This is a genomic window from Pseudomonas defluvii (genome assembly GCF_001695625.1).
In the GTDB taxonomy this organism is placed as follows: Bacteria; Pseudomonadota; Gammaproteobacteria; order Pseudomonadales; family Pseudomonadaceae; genus Aquipseudomonas; species Aquipseudomonas defluvii.
Window position 1 is genome coordinate 76,236 of the sequence record NZ_MBPN01000008.1, and the last position, 18,785, is coordinate 95,020.

Annotated in this window: 18 protein-coding genes and 1 pseudogene; 9 read left to right on the forward strand and 10 right to left on the reverse strand. The window is 60.8% G+C overall.

Translation table 11 applies throughout. The features are described 5' to 3' along the window. Nucleotides 1–36: 36 nt before the first annotated feature. Both rpoZ and EKA13_RS04160 read right to left on the reverse strand, forming a co-directional pair. Complete coding sequence (rpoZ, locus tag EKA13_RS04155) at nt 37–300, reverse strand: DNA-directed RNA polymerase subunit omega (RefSeq protein ID WP_065758143.1); 264 nt, start codon at nt 298–300, stop codon at nt 37–39. A gap of 189 nt (nt 301–489) precedes the next feature. Further along, nucleotides 490–1,365 (reverse strand): LysR family transcriptional regulator, encoded by an 876-nt coding sequence (locus EKA13_RS04160; protein WP_065758144.1) that lies wholly within the window; start codon nt 1,363–1,365, stop codon nt 490–492. Between the two features lie 242 nt (nt 1,366–1,607). Here EKA13_RS04160 and EKA13_RS04165 point away from each other — a divergent pair, with 242 nt between their 5' ends. The 4 genes from EKA13_RS04165 (at nt 1,608) to EKA13_RS04180 (ending at nt 6,958) form a co-directional block, all read left to right on the forward strand. After that, entirely contained in the window at nt 1,608–2,990 is a 1,383-nt protein-coding gene (locus EKA13_RS04165) for a glutamine synthetase family protein (protein WP_065758145.1), read from the forward strand. An 18-nt stretch (nt 2,991–3,008) separates the two neighbouring features. Continuing rightward, complete coding sequence (locus tag EKA13_RS04170) at nt 3,009–4,502, forward strand: aldehyde dehydrogenase (RefSeq protein WP_065758146.1); 1,494 nt, start codon at nt 3,009–3,011, stop codon at nt 4,500–4,502. A 14-nt stretch (nt 4,503–4,516) separates the two neighbouring features. Then, nucleotides 4,517–5,287 (forward strand): gamma-glutamyl-gamma-aminobutyrate hydrolase family protein, encoded by a 771-nt coding sequence (locus EKA13_RS04175; RefSeq protein WP_065758147.1) that lies wholly within the window; start codon nt 4,517–4,519, stop codon nt 5,285–5,287. A 114-nt stretch (nt 5,288–5,401) separates the two neighbouring features. Beyond that, nucleotides 5,402–6,958 carry an APC family permease gene (locus EKA13_RS04180; RefSeq protein ID WP_065758148.1) on the forward strand — a complete coding sequence of 519 codons (1,557 nt, stop codon included), beginning with the start codon at nt 5,402–5,404 and terminating at the stop codon, nt 6,956–6,958. A gap of 11 nt (nt 6,959–6,969) precedes the next feature. Here EKA13_RS04180 and gmk read toward each other — a convergent pair whose 3' ends face one another. Together gmk and EKA13_RS04190 are read right to left on the reverse strand one after the other, a co-directional pair. Then, nucleotides 6,970–7,590 (reverse strand): guanylate kinase, encoded by a 621-nt coding sequence (gene gmk, locus EKA13_RS04185; RefSeq protein WP_065758149.1) that lies wholly within the window; start codon nt 7,588–7,590, stop codon nt 6,970–6,972. Between the two features lie 13 nt (nt 7,591–7,603). After that, on the reverse strand, nt 7,604–8,467 hold the full coding sequence (locus EKA13_RS04190; RefSeq protein ID WP_065758150.1) for a YicC/YloC family endoribonuclease: 864 nt from the start codon (nt 8,465–8,467) through the stop codon (nt 7,604–7,606). A 261-nt stretch (nt 8,468–8,728) separates the two neighbouring features. Here EKA13_RS04190 and rph point away from each other — a divergent pair, with 261 nt between their 5' ends. Both rph and EKA13_RS04200 read left to right on the forward strand, forming a co-directional pair. After that, entirely contained in the window at nt 8,729–9,451 is a 723-nt protein-coding gene (gene rph / locus EKA13_RS04195) for a ribonuclease PH (RefSeq protein WP_065758151.1), read from the forward strand. A 14-nt stretch (nt 9,452–9,465) separates the two neighbouring features. Then, nucleotides 9,466–9,834, forward strand: a complete 369-nt coding sequence (locus EKA13_RS04200) for a DUF4870 domain-containing protein (RefSeq protein ID WP_065758152.1) — start codon at nt 9,466–9,468, stop codon at nt 9,832–9,834. A 185-nt stretch (nt 9,835–10,019) separates the two neighbouring features. Here EKA13_RS04200 and EKA13_RS04205 read toward each other — a convergent pair whose 3' ends face one another. Next, nucleotides 10,020–10,799, reverse strand: a complete 780-nt coding sequence (locus tag EKA13_RS04205) for an exodeoxyribonuclease III (RefSeq protein ID WP_065758153.1) — start codon at nt 10,797–10,799, stop codon at nt 10,020–10,022. A gap of 80 nt (nt 10,800–10,879) precedes the next feature. On the opposite strand from EKA13_RS04205, the gene pyrE reads away from it, so the two are divergent. Next, entirely contained in the window at nt 10,880–11,521 is a 642-nt protein-coding gene (gene pyrE / locus EKA13_RS04210; RefSeq protein WP_065758154.1) for an orotate phosphoribosyltransferase, read from the forward strand. Nucleotides 11,522–11,602: 81 nt separating this feature from the next. On the opposite strand, the gene argB is transcribed toward pyrE, so the two are convergent. The 4 genes and pseudogenes from argB to coaBC form a co-directional block, all read right to left on the reverse strand. Further along, on the reverse strand, nt 11,603–12,508 hold the full coding sequence (gene argB / locus EKA13_RS04215) for an acetylglutamate kinase (RefSeq protein ID WP_065758155.1): 906 nt from the start codon (nt 12,506–12,508) through the stop codon (nt 11,603–11,605). A 27-nt stretch (nt 12,509–12,535) separates the two neighbouring features. Next, nucleotides 12,536–13,915: pseudogene (locus EKA13_RS04220) on the reverse strand (phosphomannomutase/phosphoglucomutase); the annotation flags it as partial. A 142-nt stretch (nt 13,916–14,057) separates the two neighbouring features. Then, on the reverse strand, nt 14,058–14,513 hold the full coding sequence (dut, locus tag EKA13_RS04225; protein WP_065758157.1) for a dUTP diphosphatase: 456 nt from the start codon (nt 14,511–14,513) through the stop codon (nt 14,058–14,060). A gap of 6 nt (nt 14,514–14,519) precedes the next feature. Continuing rightward, nucleotides 14,520–15,728 carry a bifunctional phosphopantothenoylcysteine decarboxylase/phosphopantothenate--cysteine ligase CoaBC gene (coaBC, locus tag EKA13_RS04230; RefSeq protein WP_065758158.1) on the reverse strand — a complete coding sequence of 403 codons (1,209 nt, stop codon included), beginning with the start codon at nt 15,726–15,728 and terminating at the stop codon, nt 14,520–14,522. Between the two features lie 134 nt (nt 15,729–15,862). Here coaBC and radC point away from each other — a divergent pair, with 134 nt between their 5' ends. Next, complete coding sequence (gene radC / locus EKA13_RS04235) at nt 15,863–16,537, forward strand: RadC family protein (RefSeq protein WP_065758159.1); 675 nt, start codon at nt 15,863–15,865, stop codon at nt 16,535–16,537. Here the strand turns inward: radC and EKA13_RS04240 are convergent. Beyond that, nucleotides 16,534–18,123, reverse strand: coding sequence for an ABC transporter substrate-binding protein (locus tag EKA13_RS04240; RefSeq protein ID WP_065758160.1), 1,590 nt, complete (start codon nt 18,121–18,123; stop codon nt 16,534–16,536). The two genes, radC and EKA13_RS04240, sit on opposite strands and share 4 nt — an antisense overlap. Nucleotides 18,124–18,485: 362 nt before the next feature. On the opposite strand from EKA13_RS04240, the gene rpmB reads away from it, so the two are divergent. Beyond that, entirely contained in the window at nt 18,486–18,722 is a 237-nt protein-coding gene (gene rpmB, locus EKA13_RS04245) for a 50S ribosomal protein L28 (RefSeq protein WP_010225868.1), read from the forward strand. Nucleotides 18,723–18,785: the final 63 nt, after the last annotated feature.

Sequence of the window (18,785 nt, forward strand, 5' to 3'; positions counted from 1 at the left end):
GTGCCTTGCGCCGTGCAATGTCGACCAGGCATGAACTTAGACGGCCTCGTTGGCCTCGTCTTCAAATGCGGCAAAGATAGGCTCTTCAACGACCACATCTTCTTGAGCGACGAATTCGTTGTCGACCAGGCCGGCAGCGATTTCACGCAGTGCAACTACGGTTGGCTTGTCGTTTTCCCAGGCCACTTTGGGTTCCTTGCCACCGGTTGCCAGCTGGCGGGAACGCTTGGTGGCGAGCATGACCAGCTCGAAACGGTTATCGACGTTGTCCAGGCAATCTTCAACGGTCACGCGGGCCATGGTATTCCTCGTAGCAAATGCAATAGGCAAGCAGCCCGGATGGGCGAGCGGACTCGGTAGTTTAAAAAATCACCAGCCAATAGGGAAGCGCTGATTTCAGTTCTCGCTCAGGCGGCATGCTTTGGCCGAGAGTTTTAGCGTTAGAGCAGACGATAACCATTTGCGTGGGGTTAGCACAACTCCCTCGTGCTACTCGCCCATCGCCGCGCGCAAGCGTGGGGTCAGTTCGTCGAACAGCGTCTGTACTGAGCGCAGTGCGCGGCAGTCGGGGCGAGTCAGCAGCCAGAGTTCGGTATCGCAGCCGGGCAGGGCATCGCTCAGCCGCTCCACCCCGGGGAGGCTGTCGGCCATGTAGTCAGCCAGCGCTGCGACGCCCAGCCCTGCACCTACCAGTTGCGCGACGGCGGCCATGCTGCTGCAGCGGTAGCGTGGTACCACGCCAGGTAGGTGCTGCTCGCGCCAGACCACCGAGGCATGATCGGACATCGAGTCGTCCAGTGCGATCCAGGGCAGTGATGCCGGAGCCTCTGCCAGGCGCTGGCGATAATCGGCGTGCCCATAAACAAGGTAGGAGGCCGTGCCCAGGCAGCGACCGACCAGGTGCTCGGGGGGGGAGTTGGTCAGTCGCAGGGCGACATCGGCATCGCGTCGGCTGAGGTTGGCGAAGGAGTTGGAGGTTGCCAGCTCCAGCGACAGCGCCGGGTAGGTTGGCATGAAATGGGCCAGCGCCGGCAGCAGCAGGCTGTGCAATACCGCTTCGGTGCAGGTCAGGCGCACGGTGCCGCTGACCACCTGGTCGCCGTGTTCCACCGCCACCTGGGCCGCATCCAGTGCCTGTTCGGCGCGCTCGGCTTGCTCCGCCAGCGCTTGAGCTGTGCCAGTGGGGACGTAGCCCTTGCGGCTTTTATCGAACAGCGCCTTGCCCAGTGAGGCCTCGAGCCTGCGAATCGAGCGAAAGACGGTCGATACGTCCACCTTGAGCAGTTCGGCAGCTTTTGCCAGGGATCGCCCGCGAACCAGGGCGAGCACCAGGGTGAGATCGGTATGGCTGACCTGATATTGCATGAGTGCACTCTTAGCTTGCCGAAATGCCAATGTCTGTTGCGTTGAGGCCATTCTATAGTGAAGCAGCAGCCGCGAATCAACCTCGCCGCCGGCCAGAGTGCCGAGTGCAGCGCACAAGGATGTTCATTCGGCTGTTTCCCACGATGGGAATACTAGAAAAATAAACCAACCATCGACGCCCACAGGGCGCCTGCAACACCCCTTCATATTGTCGCCCGATAAAAATCAAAGGATGCATAGCCATGACGTCGGTCTCCCCGTGCGCCAGCCCTTCCAGCGAGATGAGCGAGTTTCTCCAGGCTTATCCTGAAGTCCAGTTCGTGGACCTGCTCATTTCCGACATGAACGGTGTCGTGCGCGGAAAGCGAATCGAGCGTGCGAGCCTGCACAAGGTTTACGAAAAAGGTATCAATCTGCCGGCGTCGCTGTTTGCGCTGGATATCAACGGCTCGACCGTGGAAAGCACCGGCCTGGGCCTGGATATCGGTGATGCCGACCGTATTTGCTTTCCCATTCCCGGCACGCTGAGCTATGAGCCTTGGCAGAAGCGTCCTACCGCGCAGCTGCTGATGACCATGCACGAGCTGGATGGCACCCCTTTCTTCGCTGACCCGCGAGAAGTGCTGCGCAGCGTGGTGGAGAAGTTCGATGCGCTGGGCCTGACCATCTGCGCCGCCTTCGAGCTGGAGTTCTACCTGATCGATCAGGACAACGTGAATGGCCGCCCACAGCCGCCCCGTTCGCCGATCTCGGGTAAGCGTCCGCAGTCGACTCAGGTCTACCTGATCGATGATCTGGACGAGTACGTCGATTGCCTGCAGGACATGCTTGAAGCGGCCAAAGAGCAGGACATCCCGGCTGACGCCATCGTCAAGGAAAGCGCCCCGGCACAGTTCGAGGTCAACCTGCATCACGTCGAAGATGCGATCAAGGCCTGCGACTACGCGGTCCTGCTCAAGCGTCTGATCAAGAACATCGCCTACGACCATGAAATGGACTCCACTTTCATGGCCAAGCCGTACCCTGGCCAGGCGGGCAACGGTTTGCACGTGCATATCTCGTTGCTGGACAAGAAAACCGGCAAGAACATCTTCACCAGTGATGAGCCCGAGCAGAACGACGCGCTGCGCCACGCCATTGGTGGCGTGTTGGAAACCCTGCCGGCGTCGATGGCTTTTCTCTGCCCGAACGTCAACTCGTACCGGCGTTTCGGTGCCCAGTTCTATGTGCCGAATGCGCCAAGCTGGGGCCTGGACAACCGTACTGTAGCCCTGCGCGTACCCACCGGCAGTGCTGACGCAGTGCGCATCGAGCACCGTGTTGCCGGTGCTGATGCCAACCCGTACTTGATGATGGCGGCAATTCTCTCCGGCATTCATCACGGCCTGACCAACAAGATCGAGCCGGGTGCGCCGGTGGAAGGCAACTCCTACGAGCAACTGGAGCAGAGCTTGCCAAACAACTTGCGCGACGCACTGCGCGAGCTGGATGACAGCGAAGTGCTGAACAAGTACATCAGCCCGGACTACATCGATGTCTTTGTCGCCTGCAAGGAAAGTGAGCTGTCAGAGTTTGAAGTATCGATCTCGGATCTCGAATACAACTGGTACCTGCATACGGTGTAAGGCCTGGAGCACACGAACATGACCACCTTGTCCCGCGCACAATGGGAATCCCTTTTCCAGAGCCTGAGCATCGAAGGGCGTGCCTTTATCGATGGCCAGTACCAGGCTGCTGTCTCGGCTGAAACCTTCGAGAGCTTGAGCCCGGTCGATGGCCGTCACCTGGCCAATATCGCCAGTTGTGATGCCGCAGATGCCGAGCGTGCTGTCCTGGCAGCCCGCCGCAGTTTTGAAAGCGGCGCCTGGTCGGGCCTGGCACCTGCACAGCGCAAGCGTGTGCTGATTGCTTTCGCTGACGCGCTGTTGGCCAACGCCCAGGAGCTGGCGCTGCTGGAAACCCTGGATATGGGCAAGCCGATCAGTGACTCGCTCAGCATCGACGTGCCGGGCGCGGCGAATGCCATCCGCTGGAGCGCAGAGGCCATTGATAAGGTCTACGACGAAGTGGCGCCAACGCCGGTCGACCAGCTGGGTTTGGTTACCCGCGAAGCGGTAGGTGTGGTGGCGGCGATCGTGCCGTGGAACTTCCCTCTGATGATGGCCTGCTGGAAGCTCGGCCCGGCGCTGGCCACCGGTAACTCGGTGATCCTCAAGCCTTCGGAAAAGTCGCCACTGACCGCCATTCGCATCGCTCAACTGGCTATCGAAGCCGGTATCCCTGCGGGCGTGCTGAACGTGCTGCCAGGCTATGGCCACACCGTCGGCAAGGCCCTGGCCCTGCACATGGACGTGGACACCTTGGTGTTTACCGGTTCAACCAAGATCGCCAAGCAACTGATGATCTATGCCGGCGAATCGAACATGAAGCGTGTCTGGCTGGAGGCTGGTGGCAAGAGCCCGAACATCGTCTTTGCCGACGCCCCTGACCTGCAGGCAGCAGCTGACGCCGCCGCTTGCGCCATTGCCTTCAACCAGGGCGAAGTGTGTGTGGCGGGCTCGCGCCTGCTGGTCGAGCGCAGCATCAAGGATCGCTTTCTGCCGATGGTCATTGAGGCGCTCAAGGCTTGGAAGCCCGGCCATTCGCTGGACCCGACTACTCGGGTTGGCGCCCTGGTGGACGGCACCCAGCTGGATACCGTGCTGGGCTATGTCGAGGCCGGTGCCGCCGACGGTGCGACGCTGGTCGCTGGTGGCAAGCGCGTGCTGGAAGAAACCGGCGGCGTCTATGTGGAGCCGACGATCTTTGATGGTGTGGACAATGCCATGCGTATTGCCCGTGAAGAGATCTTCGGCCCGGTGCTGTCAGTGATTGCGTTCGATACCGCCGAAGAAGCCATCAGCATTGCCAACGACTCACCGTTCGGCCTGGCCGCAGCGGTCTGGAGCAGCGACCTGTCCAAGGCGCACCGCACGGCCAAGGCCCTGCGCGCTGGTAGTGTCTGGGTCAACCAGTACGACGGTGGTGACATGACGGCGCCGTTCGGCGGCTTCAAGCAGTCCGGTAACGGGCGTGACAAGTCACTGCATGCGTTCGACAAGTACACCGAACTCAAGGCGACCTGGATCAAGTTGTAAACGAGGGCTGACAGATGAAGCAGGTTACCCCACTGATTGGCGTCACTGCCTGCCGCCAGCAACTGGAAAAGAATTCCTCGCACACGGCGGGTGACAAGTATGTCGAGGCTGCAGGCTTCGCCGGGATTCCCCTGATATTGCCTGCGCGTGCCGAGCCTGTGGCTGCAGAGCTCGTGCTAGAGCGGTTGGATGGCATTCTTTTTACCGGTTCGCCTTCAAATGTGGAGCCGCATCATTACAATGGCAGCCCCAGCGCGGAGGGAACCCGACACGATGTGTACCGTGATCGCCTGACCCTGCCGTTGTTGCGTGCGGCGATTGCGGCGGGCGTGCCTGTGTTTTGCATTTGCCGTGGTTTCCAGGAGCTGAATGTGAGCCTCGGTGGCAGCCTGCATCAACAGGTTCATGAGTTGCCTGGCTACCTGGACCACCGCGAGCCGAAAGACGTTGCGCTGGAGGTGCAATACGCACCGCAGCACTCAGTGAGCGTGCAGCCGGGTGGGCTTTTCGAGCGCTTGGGGCTGCCCATGGTTTTCGAGGTCAACTCGTTGCATGGCCAGGGCATCGAGCGCCTGGCCAGTGGCCTGCGGGTCGAAGCCGTTGCGCCGGATGGATTGGTCGAGGCGGTCACGCTGGATAACGCGCCAGGGTTTGTTCTTGGCGTTCAGTGGCATCCGGAATGGCGTTTTACCGACAACCCTGTCTCGTTGCGCCTGTTTCAGGCGTTCCGCGAGGCTTGTATCGCCCATGCGGCGGGAAAGCGTGTTGAGGTGGCGGCCATTTGAGGCTGTCCGGCGCCCCCGGATGTCATGAATCAAGCAGTGAGCTTTCCATGAGTGAAAGCGGGTGCCTTGCAAGACGCCCATCTAGAACAATACCAATAGCGACGGCAAATACTCATGAGTGAATACACAGAAGCGAGTCGGCCCTCGGGCTCGGCAGAGTCGGCGCAGGCCAGCTCAGGCGCTTCCACCCATCGCAGCAAAGGGCTGGCCAAGGGCCGGCTCGGGCTGCTTGCCAGCATTGTGCTTGGCATCTCCACCATTGCGCCGGTTTACACCCTGACCGGCGCGCTCGGGCCTACCGTGCGCGAAGTCGGCGCACACCTGCCAGCGGTGTTCCTTGTCGGCTTCCTGCCCATGCTGCTGGTTGCGCTGGGCTACCGCGAGCTGAACGCTGCCGAGCCCGATAGCGGCACGTCATTCACCTGGTCTGCCCGTGCCTTTGGCCCGATGATTGGCTGGATCGGTGGCTGGGGCCTGGTCACCGCGACGACCATTGTGTTGTCCAACCTGGCGGGTGTGGCGGTGGACTTCTTCTACCTGTTCCTCGGCCAGCTCAGCGGCAGCCATGAGGTGTCTGCGCTGAGCGATAACCTGTTGGTCAACGTCACCACCTGTTGTGTCTTTATTGCCATGGCCGTGTGGATCTGCTGCCGTGGCATGGGTACTACCATGACGGTGCAGTATGGCCTGGTGGCCTTGCAACTGGTGGTGCTGATCGGTTTCTCCATGGCCGCGTTCGGTGGGTCGCCGACCATCCCGCCGCTGCAATTCGACTCAGACTGGTTCAACCCGTTTGGCGTCGAGTCGTTCTCCTCGTTTGCAGCCGGGCTGTCGCTGTCGATCTTCATTTTCTGGGGGTGGGACGTCTGCCTGACTGTGAGCGAAGAGTCGGTGGGCAGTGAAGAAGTCCCTGGCAAGGCTGCCACCTGGACCGTGCTGTTGATCCTTGGCCTGTACCTGGTGACCGGTATTGCTACCTTGCAGTTCGCCGGTATCGGTGACATTGGCCTGGGGCTGGGCAACCCGCGCATTCAAGAGAACGTCTTCGCACACCTGGCCGGCCCGGTCATGGGGCCGCTGGCTATCCTGATGTCCATTGCGGTACTGGCCAGTACCGCGGCGTCCCTGCAGTCGACCTTCGTCTCGCCAGCGCGCACGCTGCTGGCCATGGGGTACTACGGTGCCGTGCCTGAGCGATTTGCCAGCATCTGCCCGCGCTCACAGACGCCACGCTACGCGACCATCTGCGCAGGCGTTGCAGCCGGCCTGTTCTACGTCACCATGCGCACCCTGAGTGAAAACGTATTGGCCGACACCATCACCGCGCTGGGGATGATGATCTGCTTCTACTACTCGCTGACGGCGTTCGCGTGCGTGTGGTACTTCCGCGACAGCCTGTTCGACAGCCTGCGTCACTTCATGATGCGCGGCCTGTGCCCCTTCGTGGGCGGCGGGATTCTGTCGGTGATCTTCGTTCAGACCGCCATCGACAGTGCTTCCCCGTCGTTCGGCAGTGGCTCGCATGTCGCAGGCCTGGGCCTGGTGTTCGTGATCGCGATGATCATTCTGTTGCTGGGCATCTTCCTGATGGTGCTGTCGCGCATGCGTGCACCAGCGTTCTTCCTGGGGATGACCCTGCATCGGCAGGCAACGCTGCCCTGCCGACGCTGAGACGGCGCCAATCAGGCGAGCAACTGTTTGAGTAGCTCGCTGTGGCGCTGTTGCTGGCTCTTCTGCTGCAGGCGATTGGCCCTGAAGATCGCCTTGAGGTCTTCAAGGGCCATGGCGAAGTCGTCGTTGATGATGACGAAGTCGTACTCGTTGTAGTGGCTCATCTCGCTGACGGCTTCACGCATCCGACCCTCAATGATCTCATCGCTGTCCTGGCCACGGTTGGTCAGGCGCTGGCGTAGGGCCTGCTGGCTCGGCGGCAGGATGAAGATCGAGCGTGCCTGTGGCATCTGCTTGCGTACTTGTTCGGCACCCTGCCAGTCGATTTCCAGAATCAGGTCGTGGCCTTCGTCCAGGGTTTGCTGCAGCGTGCTCTGCGACGTGCCGTAGAGGTTGCCGAAGACTTCGGCCTGCTCCAGAAAGTCGCCGTGTTCGGTCATGCGGATGAACTCGGCGCGATCGACGAAGTGGTAGTTCACCCCATTTTCTTCGCCCGGACGCATGGCGCGGGTGGTGTGCGAGACCGAAACGCGAATGCTCGGCTCGGCGTCGATGAGGGCTTTGACCAGGCTGGTCTTGCCGGCGCCGGAAGGGGCCGAGATGATGTAGAGGATGCCGCTGCTGTGGTTCATGGTCGGGGTGGCCTTACTCAATGTTCTGTACTTGTTCACGCATCTGCTCGATCAGGACCTTGAGGTTGACCGCTGCTTGGGTGCTACGTGGGTCGAAGGCTTTGGAGCCAAGGGTGTTCGCTTCGCGGTTCAGCTCCTGCATCAGGAAGTCGAGACGCCGGCCTGCGGCACCACCGGACTTGAGTACACGGCGTACCTCGGTCATGTGGGTGCTCAGGCGGTCCAGCTCTTCGGCGACGTCGCTTTTCTGGGCCAGTAGCACCATTTCCTGTTCCAGGCGCTGCGGGTCGAGTTCGGCTTTCATGTCCGTGAAGCGATCCAGGACCTTCTGGCGCTGAACGGTCAGCATCTGCGGTACCAGGGCACGCAGGGTCGTGACCTCGGTGGCCATGTTGTCCAGGCGTTCGTTGATCAGCCTGGCCAGCTCGGTGCCCTCGCGGTTGCGACCGTTGCGCAGCTCCTTCAGGGCCTCTTCAAACAGGCTCATGGCCTCGATATTCAACGCTTGCGGGTCTGTCGCGTCTGCCACCAGCACGCCTGGCCACGCCAGCACTTCCAGCGGGTTGAGCGCAGCAGGCTGCTTGATCAGGCTGGCGACGGTCTCGGCGGCGGCAACCAGTTGCGCAGCGCGCTCGCGATCAACCTGCAAGGGTTTGCCAGTGCTTTCTTCATTGAAGCGCAACGTGCATTCGACCTTGCCGCGTGACAGGCCCTGACGGAGGGCTTCACGTACCGTGCCTTCAAGGTCGCGGAAGGCATCAGGCAGACGTAAGTGGGGTTCCAGGTAGCGGTGGTTGACCGAGCGCAATTCCCAGATGAGGGTACCTTGGGCGCCAGCGCGTTCGGCGCGGGCAAAGGCGGTCATGCTATGCACCATGGGAAGTACCTCGCAGTAGGTTGAAGGGAAGCCGACAGGCTGCAAAGGCGCAGGATTGTAGCGCAGTGCGAGGTGTGCTCCCAATCCACTGATGTTACAAACACTCTCTGGATTGCCGGAAAAAACCGACCAACGTCTCTGGCTCAAGGCTGGCGCGTACCCTGCGGGTGCATAAACAGCTGTTTCTGCCTTGGGCATGTCCAGCGGAGCCTGGGCGCTCTATAATGCTGGGCAGATTCAAGTCCAGTACAGGTATCCCCTATGAAACGTCCAAGTGGTCGCGTTGCCGATCAGCTCCGCTCGATCCGCATCACCCGCAACTACACCAAGCACGCCGAAGGGTCGGTACTGGTCGAGTTCGGCGACACCAAAGTCGTCTGCACGGTCAGCGTCGAAAATGGTGTTCCCCGGTTCCTCAAAGGTCAGGGCCAAGGCTGGCTGACAGCAGAGTACGGCATGCTGCCGCGCTCCACTGGCGAGCGTAACCAGCGCGAAGCCAGCCGTGGCAAACAGGGTGGCCGCACCCTGGAAATCCAGCGTTTGATCGGCCGCTCGCTGCGTGCTGCGCTGGACATGAGCAAGCTCGGCGACATTACCCTCTACGTCGACTGCGACGTGATCCAGGCCGATGGCGGTACCCGCACGGCGTCGATCACCGGTGCCATGGTCGCGCTGGTCGATGCCCTGCGTGTCGTCAAGAAGCGTGGCGGCCTCAAGGGCGGAGACCCGCTCAAGCACATGATCGCTGCCGTTTCGGTGGGCATGTACCAAGGCGTTCCAGTGCTCGACCTGGACTACCTGGAAGACTCCGCTGCCGAGACTGACCTGAACGTGGTCATGACCAGCGCCGGTGGCTTCATCGAAGTGCAGGGCACCGCTGAAGGCGCGCCGTTCCAGCCCGAAGAGCTCAATGCCATGTTGGCATTGGCGCAAAAAGGCATGAGCGACCTCTTCGAGCTGCAGAGCGCTTCGCTGGCTGACTGAGTGAGGATGGCCTGATGGGCGAACAACCTCTGAATGCATCCACCCCGAGTGCCGATGTGCGCCAGTGGGCGATGTTCTGCCACCTCGCGGCGTTCTGCGGGTTGTTGTTCCCCTTCGGCAACTTGCTGGGGCCGTTGATCATCTGGCAATGGAAGCGTGAGCTGGACCCGTTCATCGATGCCCAAGGTAAGGAATCGCTGAACTTCCAGATTACTGTGACCATTGCCTACGTGATCTGCATCGCACTGTTCATCATATTGATTGGCTTTGCGTTGCTCGGCCTGCTGGTAGTGGCCGCAGCCATCCTGATGATCATCGCTTCGGTCAAGGTCAATGAGGGGCAGGCGTATCGCTACCCCTTTACCTGGCGGGTGATTCAGTAGCGGCAGGGTTGTTGGCTTTTCCTGTGGGATGCAGGCTTGCCTGCGATGGCGTCGGCGGGGTGCCAATGAGTACGCGGCGCCTGCATCGTTGGCAAGCCAACTCCCACAGGGTGTCTTGCGCTATTTTTGGCACATAAAAACGAACCCCCGCTGAAAAGCGGGGGTTCGTTTTTGTGCGTGACCGTTTAAATGGTCAGCGTCCAGTCATAGTCCACGATCAGTGGCGCATGCTGGGAGAAGCGTGGCTGGCGTGGCAGGCGTGCGCTACGCACGAAGCGACGCAGGCCTGGTGTCAGCAACTGGTAGTCGAAGCGATAGCCCAGGTTGAGCATCTCGGCCTGTTCGTTGTCCGGCCACCAGCTGTACTGCTCGCCTTCGCGGCTGACTTCGCGCAGGGCATCGACATAGCCCATGTCGCCGACGATGGTGTCCATCCAGGCCCGTTCCGGTGCCAGGAAGCCCGGGGACTGCTGGCTGTCGCGCCAGTTCTTGATGTCGAGCTTCTGCTGCGCGACATACAGCGAGCCGCAGTAAATGTATTCACGACGCTTGCGACGTTGCTTGTCCAGGTATTTGGCGAAGTCGTCCATCAACTTGAACTTCTGGTTCAAGTCTTCGTCGCCGTTCTGCCCGGAAGGCAGCAGCAAGGTGGCAATACTGACTTTGTCGAAGTCTGCCTGCAGGTAACGTCCGTAGCGGTCGGCTGTCTCGAAGCCCAGGCCGCTGATGACTGCCTTGGGCTGCAAGCGCGAGTAAAGTGCCACACCGCCTTGGGCGGGGACTTCTGCGTCGCAGGCATAAAGGAAGTAGCCATCGAGCTGGAAAGCTGGGTCGTCGAGTTCAAAGGCCGAGGCGCGGGTATCCTGAAGGCAGATGACGTCGGCATTCTGGGCTTGCAGCCAACTGAGCAAACCACGCTCGACTGCAGCCTGAATGCCATTTACGTTCACACTGATGATCCGCATAAATGGCCCCAAAAATCTCGTGCGTGTATGATACCCGAGCTGTACTCAATTAGCTAAATCCGTGGCATCCGGGACTCTACATGCAGCCGTATCAGCGCGACTTTATTCGTTTTGCCATCGATCGTGGGGTTCTGCGCTTCGGTGAGTTCACCCTCAAGTCGGGGCGTACCAGCCCGTATTTCTTCAATGCCGGCCTGTTCAACAGCGGCGCGGCCCTGGCTCAGCTCGGGCGTTTCTATGCTGCGGCGATTGTCGACAGCAAGATTCCGTTCGACGTGCTGTTCGGCCCGGCCTACAAAGGCATCCCGCTGGCTGCAGCGACCGCTGTAGCGCTGGCTGAGCATCACCAGCTCGACGTGCCGTGGTGCTTCAACCGCAAGGAAGCCAAGAGCCATGGCGAAGGCGGCAGCCTGGTCGGCGCGCCACTGACCGGCGACGTATTGATCATCGACGACGTGATCACTGCCGGCACGGCGATCCGCGAGGTCATGCAGATCATCCAGGGGCAGCAGGCCAAGGCCGCTGGCGTGCTGATCGCACTGAACCGTCAGGAGCGCGGCAACGGCGAGCTGTCGGCGATCCAGGAAGTGGAGCGTGACTTTGGTATCCCGGTGGTCAGCATTGTGTCGCTGACTCAGGTGCTGGAGTTCCTCGCTGACGATCCAGCGCTCAAGCAGCATCTGCCTGCGGTCGAAGCGTACCGGGCCCAGTACGGTATCTGAAGCCCATGCGCAACAAAAAGGCCCTGCAATGCAGGGCCTTTTTGCTTCTCTGGTGTGCCACCAGATCGGGAGCTGAGGCTGTTACTCAGGCTTCTGATTGGTAATCAGGGTGCCGACGCCGCTGTCGGTGAAGATTTCCAGCAGGACCGCATTCGGAACCCGACCGTCGATGATGTGCGAGCTGTTGACGCCACCCTGGACGGCTTCCAGCGCGCAGCGAATCTTCGGCAGCATGCCGCCGTAGATGGTGCCATCGGCGATCAGGTCGTTGACCTGCTCGGTGGTCAGACCGGTCAGCACGTGACCTTGCTTGTCCATCAGGCCTGCGATGTTGGTCAGCAGGATCAACTTCTCGGCCTTCAGGGCTTCGGCGACCTTGCCAGCGACCAGGTCGGCGTTGATGTTGTAGGACTCGCCGTTGGCACCAACACCAATCGGTGCGATCACCGGGATGAAGTCGCCCTTGACCAGCATGTTCAGCAGGTCGGTATTTACCCCAACCACTTCGCCTACATGGCCGATGTCGATGATTTCAGGCGAGGTCATTTCCGGGGTCTGACGGGTGACCTTGAGCTTCTTCGCACGAATCAGCTCAGCGTCCTTACCGGTCAGGCCGATGGCGCTGCCGCCATGACGGTTGATCAGGTTGACGATGTCCTTGTTGACCTGGCCACCGAGAACCATCTCGACCACGTCCATGGTTTGTGCGTCAGTGACGCGCATGCCATCGATAAAGTGGCTTTCGATCGACAGGCGCTTGAGCAGATCGCCGATCTGCGGGCCGCCGCCGTGTACGACCACAGGGTTGATACCCACGGCTTTCATCAGGACCACGTCACGGGCGAAACCGGTTTTGAGCTCTTCGCTCTCCATCGCGTTGCCGCCGTACTTGATCACCAGGGTCTTGCCGACAAAGCGGCGGATATAAGGCAGCGCTTCGGACAATACCTGGGCGACATGGGTGGCGGCATCACGATCGAGGGTCATGCAAAGCTCCAGTGGAACAGTAGTCGGTCAGAACGGTAGTTGCAGGTTGGGTTCAACACGCTTCAGTTGCGCGTGGAAAACATCCTTGATGCGTTGCAGTTCGGCGTCGGTTTCGGCTTCAAAGCGCAGCACCAGTACCGGGGTGGTATTGGAGGCGCGCACCAGGCCCCAGCCGTTGGGGTAGTCGACTCGAACACCGTCAATGGTGGTCAGGCTGGCTTCGCCCCAATCCGCATCACGCTGCAGTGCATCAATGATGCTGAATTTACCTTCGTCGGTCACTTCAATGTTGATTTCCGGCGTGGAAATATCATTTGGGAAGGCGGCGAATAGAGTTTCGGCGTCGACCGACTCCTTGCTGAGGATTTCCAGCAGCCGCGCGGCGCTGTAAATACCGTCGTCGAAGCCGAACCAACGCTCCTTGATGAAGATGTGTCCGCTCATCTCGCCGGCCAGCAGGGCGCCGCTCTGCTTCATTTTCTTCTTGATCAGCGAATGACCGGTTTTCCACATCAGTGGACGACCACCGTACTGCTCGATCAATGGGCTCAGGCGGCGGGTGCATTTGACGTCGAAGATGATTTCGGCGCCCGGGTTGCGGGCCAGTACGTCCTTGGCAAACAGCATCAGCAAGCGGTCCGGGTAGACGATGTTGCCGGTGTTGGTCACGACACCGACGCGGTCGCCGTCGCCGTCAAAGGCCAGGCCCAGGTCCGCGCCGGTCTCTTTCACCTTGGCGATCAGGTCGACCAGGTTTTCGGGCTTGCCTGGGTCTGGATGGTGGTTCGGGAAGTTGCCGTCCACTTCGCAGAACAGCGGAATCATCTCGCAGCCCAAGGCTTCGATCAGTTGTGGGGCAATGACACCGGCTGCGCCGTTGCCGCAGTCCACAACGACCTTGAGCTTTTTCGCCAGCTTGATGTCGCCAGTGATCTGCTGGAAGTAGCGATCAAGGATCTCGACGCGCTCGACATGGCCTTGGCCATGGCTCAGGTCGTTGGTCTTCAGGCGGGTCAGCAGCGCTTGGATCTGCTCGTTGGCCAGGGTGTCACCGGCGATGACGATCTTGAAACCGTTGTAGTTCGGCGGGTTGTGGCTGCCGGTCAGCATGACGCCGGATTTGCCGGCGAGGACGTTGGCGGCGTAGTACAGGGCAGGCGTAGGCACCAGGCCCACGTCGCTGACCTGGCAACCGGCCTCGGCCAGGCCTTTGATCAACTGCTCGACCAGCATCGGCCCGGACAGGCGGCCGTCACGGCCCACTGAAACTTGCGGCTCGCCTTGAGCCAGGCTCTGGGCACCAATGGCCCGGCCAATCCAATAGGCAGTCTCGGCGGTCAGGGTGTCGCCAACCACGCCACGAATGTCATAGGCGCGAAAGATGCTTTCAGGGAGTGTGGGTACCAGTTGTGTCATGTCATTCATCACTGGGGAGCTCCAATCTCAAGGGCGTGCGGTGCAGGCTCAAATTGAGCGCTTTGACAGTGTTTCTGCCAGAGCGTTCGCCAATCCGTTGGGTTGCGTTGGGCAGCCGAGGCTGCCCGGTGGGTCAGTGGCTGCCGGAGTGGCCGAAGCCACCCGCGCCGCGTTGGCTTTCATCGAACGTTTCGACGATGTCGAAATGGGCTTGTACCACCGGCACCAGCACCAGTTGGGCGATTCGCTCGCCAACAGCGATGGTGAATGCAGTCTGGCCGCGGTTCCAGCAGGACACCATCAGTTCGCCTTGGTAGTCGGAGTCGATCAGGCCGACCAGGTTGCCCAGTACGATGCCGTGCTTATGACCAAGGCCCGAGCGTGGCAGGATCAGGGCTGCCAGGCCGGGGTCACCGATGTACACCGACAGGCCAGTCGGGATCAGCAGGGTCTGGCCTGGCTCCAGGACGGTGTCTTCCTTGAGCATGGCACGCAGGTCAAGGCCGGCGGAGCCTGGGGTGGCGTACTGTGGCAGCGGGAATTCGTTGCCGATGCGAGGGTCGAGAATCTTGGCTTGTAGAGCGTGCATGCGCGATTAAACCTGGTTAAGACGTTCAGCAATAAAGGCGATCAGCTGACGGGCGATCTTGCCTTTGCTGGTCTGGGCGAAAAGGGTTTCTTGCAGTTGCCGGTCGATCACGCTGCAGGCGTTCTCTTCGCTGTTGAAGCCAATGCTGGGGTTGGCGACATCGTTGGCGACGATCAGGTCAAGGTTCTTGTCCTTGAGCTTGCGTGCGGCGTAGTCGAGCAGGTGTTCGGTCTCGGCGGCAAAGCCGACACTGAACGGACGGTCCGGACGGGTGGCGATGGTGGCAAGGATATCGGGGTTGCGCACCATCTGCAGCAGCAGGCCGTCACCGGTGGTCGGGTCTTTCTTGAGCTTTTGTGGGGCTACGACCTCTGGCCGGTAGTCCGCAACCGCTGCCGAGGCGATAAACAGGTCGCAGGGAATGGCGGCTTCACAGGCGGCGAGCATGTCGCGGGCGCTGACCACATCGATGCGGGTCACCCGGTCAGGGGTTGGCAGGTGTACAGGGCCGGTGACCAGCGTGACCTTGGCACCCGCTTCGACCGCTGCTTCGGCCAGGGCAAAGCCCATTTTGCCGGAGCTGTGGTTGGTGATGTAGCGCACCGGGTCGATGTTTTCCTGGGTCGGGCCGGCCGTAATCAGTACATGCTTGCCGGTCAGCGACTCGCGCTTGAAGCATTCGGCGGCATGCCACGCCAGGTCGTTGGCTTCAAGCATGCGGCCCAGGCCTATATCACCACAGGCCTGGCTACCGGACGCCGGGCCGAATACCTGGATCTGGCGGCTTTGCAGCAGTTCAAGGTTGGCCTGGGTGGCCGGGTCGCGCCACATGGCCTGGTTCATGGCCGGGGCGACGGCAACCGTCGCGTCAGTGGCCAGCACCAGTGTGGTCAGCAGGTCATTGGCGACGCCTTGGGCCAGGCGTGCGATCAGGTCAGCGGTGGCCGGTGCGATCAGCACCAGGTCGGCCCACTTTGCCAGCTCGATATGGCCCATGGCGGCTTCGGCGGCCGGGTCGAGCAGGTCCAGATGAACCGGGTGCCCGGACAGGGCCTGCATCGTCAGGGGGGTAATGAATTCAGCACCGCCACGGGTCATGACGACACGGACTTGCGCGCCGTGCTCAAGAAGTCGGCGAACCAGTTCGGCACTCTTGTAGGCGGCGATGCCGCCGCCGACGCCGAGAACAATGCGTTTCCGATACAGCCGCTGCATAGGCTTGCCTTGTCAAATCAGGGTTTGCACGTGCCGATCAGGCTTGTAGGAAGCCAAATCGGCGAAGAAAAAGAGGGGCTAAGATAGCACAGCACTCAAGCCAGACAGCAGTACCCAGTGGGCAGGGAGGTAGCATGAGCATCAAGGATTGGCCGGCCGCGGAGCGGCCTCGGGAGAAGTTACTGGCGCGAGGGGCCACCAGCCTCTCGGACGCCGAATTGCTGGCTATTTTTCTACGAACCGGGGTTCGCGGGCGCAGTGCCGTCGACCTGGCGCGTTACCTGTTACAGCAGTTCGGCAGCTTGCGAGCGCTGTTGGAAGCAGACCTCAGGCGGTTCAGCACCGAGCCAGGGCTGGGGCCTGCCAAGTTTACCCAGTTGCAGGCGGTCATGGAGATGGCCCGGCGCCATCTGGCCGAGCGTTTGCGCCGGGACTCGGCCCTGGAGAGCCCGCAGGCCGTCAAGGACTACCTCAAGGCCGAGTTGCGTCACGAGCCGCATGAGGTGTTTGGCTGCCTGTTCCTGGACAGCAAACACCGGGTGCTTGCGTTTGAAGTGCTGTTTCGCGGGTCTATCGATAGCGCCAGTGTCTACCCACGGCAAGTGATCAAACGCTCGCTTGCACACAATGCGGCCGCCTTGATCCTGTGCCATAACCACCCGTCGGGGGTTTCGGAGCCCAGCCAGTCGGACGTGATCCTCACCCGGCGGCTCAAGACGGCGCTTGAGCTGGTGGATGTCCGGGTGCTGGATCACTTCATCATCGGCGATGGCGAACCCTTGTCGATGGTCGAGTACGGCTGGTTTTAGCGGGCCACATTCACCTTCGAGAAGTCCTGCCGGCCAAACGGGCTTACCTGATAGCCCTCCACACCCTTGCGGGTGAGGGCAGCAGCAGTTGGGTGCGCCAGTGGCAGCCACAATGCCTGCTGCTGGATCAGCGTCTGCGCCTGCTCGTACAGGCGGCTGCGCACGCTCTGGTCGTTGGTGGTCTTGCCGGCGCTGATCAACTGATCCAGGCGCGGGTCGCAATAACGGGCAAAGTTGGTACCGGACTTCACGGCTGCACAGGAAAACTGTGGGCTGAGGAAGTTGTCGGGGTCACCATTGTCACCAGCCCAGCCCATGAACAGCAGGTCATGCTCGCCCGCCTTGGCCCGGCGGATCAGCTCGCCCCATTCGATAACGCGAATCTCGGCCTGAATGCCGATCTTGCCGAGGTCGGCCTGCAACAACTGTGCGCCCAGGCTTGGGTTAGGGTTGAGCAGACTGCCCGAAGGGCGCGTCCAGATCGTGGTGCTGAAGCCCTTCGCCAGGCCAACCTTGGCCAGCAAGCCGCGGGCTTTGTCCACGTTGGTGGGGTAGCCGGGCAGGTCCTTGGCGTAACTCCAGGTGTTGGGCGGGTAAGGGCCGTTAGCGGCGACGGCGGTGTCTTCAAAAACCGCCTTCAGGTAGCTGGCTTTATCGAATGCCAGGTTGATGGCCTGGCGGACTTCCACTTTATCCAGTGGCGGATGCTGGCTGTTGATGGCGACAAAGGCGGTCATGAAGGCATCGGTCTTCTCGGCCTTCAGGTTGTCATCCTTGGCGGCTTCGGCGATGTCCAGTGGCTTGGGCGACAAGGCGATCTGGCATTCGTTGCGCCGCAACTTCTGCAGGCGCACGTTGGCATCGGGGGTGATCGTGAAAATCAACGGGTCGACCGCCGGTTTGCCGGCAAAGTAGTCCGGGTTGGCCCGATAACGGATGTTGGCGTCCTTCTGGAAGCGACCAAAGACAAACGGCCCGCTGCCGATGGGCTGGCTGTTGAGCTTCTCCGGGGTGCCGGCCTTGAACAGTTGGTCGGCGTATTCGGCCGAGTAGATCGAGGCGAAGCCCATGCTCAACGTGGCCAGGAAGGTGGCGTCCGGGTGGTCGAGGGTGAAGCGCACGGTGAGCGGGTCTGGCGCTTCGATCTGCTTGATCAGCTCAGGCAGTTGCAGCGATTGCGCATGAGGGAAGCCGCTTTGTGCAATCTTGTGCCAGGGATGAGCGGGGTAGAGCATGCGCTGGAAGCTGAACAGCACGTCGTCGGCATTCAGTGTGCGACTGGGCTTGAAGTAGGCGGTGCTGTGGAACTTCACCTCGGGACGCAGTTTGAACTCGTAGGTCAGGCCATCACTGGAAACTGTCCAGCGCTCCGCCAGGCTCGGCACCACCTGGCCTTGGGTCGCGTCGAATTCGACCAGCCGGTTCATCAGCACATCGGCTGACGCGTTGGTGGTGGTCAGCGAGTTGTACTGAACCACGTCGAAGCCTTCAGGGCTGGCTTCGGTGCAAACGCTCAGTGCCGCTGCCTGGGCCAGTGCAGGCGCAAATACAGCGGCGAACAGTAACGGTAGAGCGGCAGGACGCATGGGGACTCCTTGGCTGATCGATGGCCCATCTGCCGATGCAGTCTGGAAGAGTCCTACCCTAGTGCGCGCCGGACTAAATGGCTATATCCTTTTTGGCTTATCTTGCGACGAGTGGTCGAGGGTGCTCAAAGCCCACGGCCGTGCTGTTCGCGTATGATTCGTTGCACTGCAATTCGTATCTGCTGTTGTTGTACTCCGGTCTTTCTGGTATAAAGCAGCGCTCTTTTCTAGGGGCCCGGTTTGTCGCGTCTGTGCGTATAACCGATAAGACCCTGAAGAAACACGGCGCCTGGCGCCATAGACTGAGAGATTAAGCGGCCAACCCATGCCGGGTTGGGCATGTGGTTTTAGAGGGCTGAGGCATGTCGAGAGTCTGTCAAGTTACCGGTAAGGGTCCGGTAACCGGGAACAACATTTCCCACGCAAACAACAAAACCCGTCGTCGTTTCCTGCCGAACCTGCAGCATCATCGCTTCTGGGTCGAGTCTGAGAAGCGTTTCGTGCGTCTGCGCGTATCCGCCAAAGGCATGCGTATCATCGACAAGCGCGGCATCGATGCCGTTCTGGTTGACATCCGCCGCAACGGCGCCAAGGTTTAAGGGAGAGAATCATGCGTGAATTGATCCGTCTGGTGTCGAGCGCTGGTACTGGCCACTTCTACA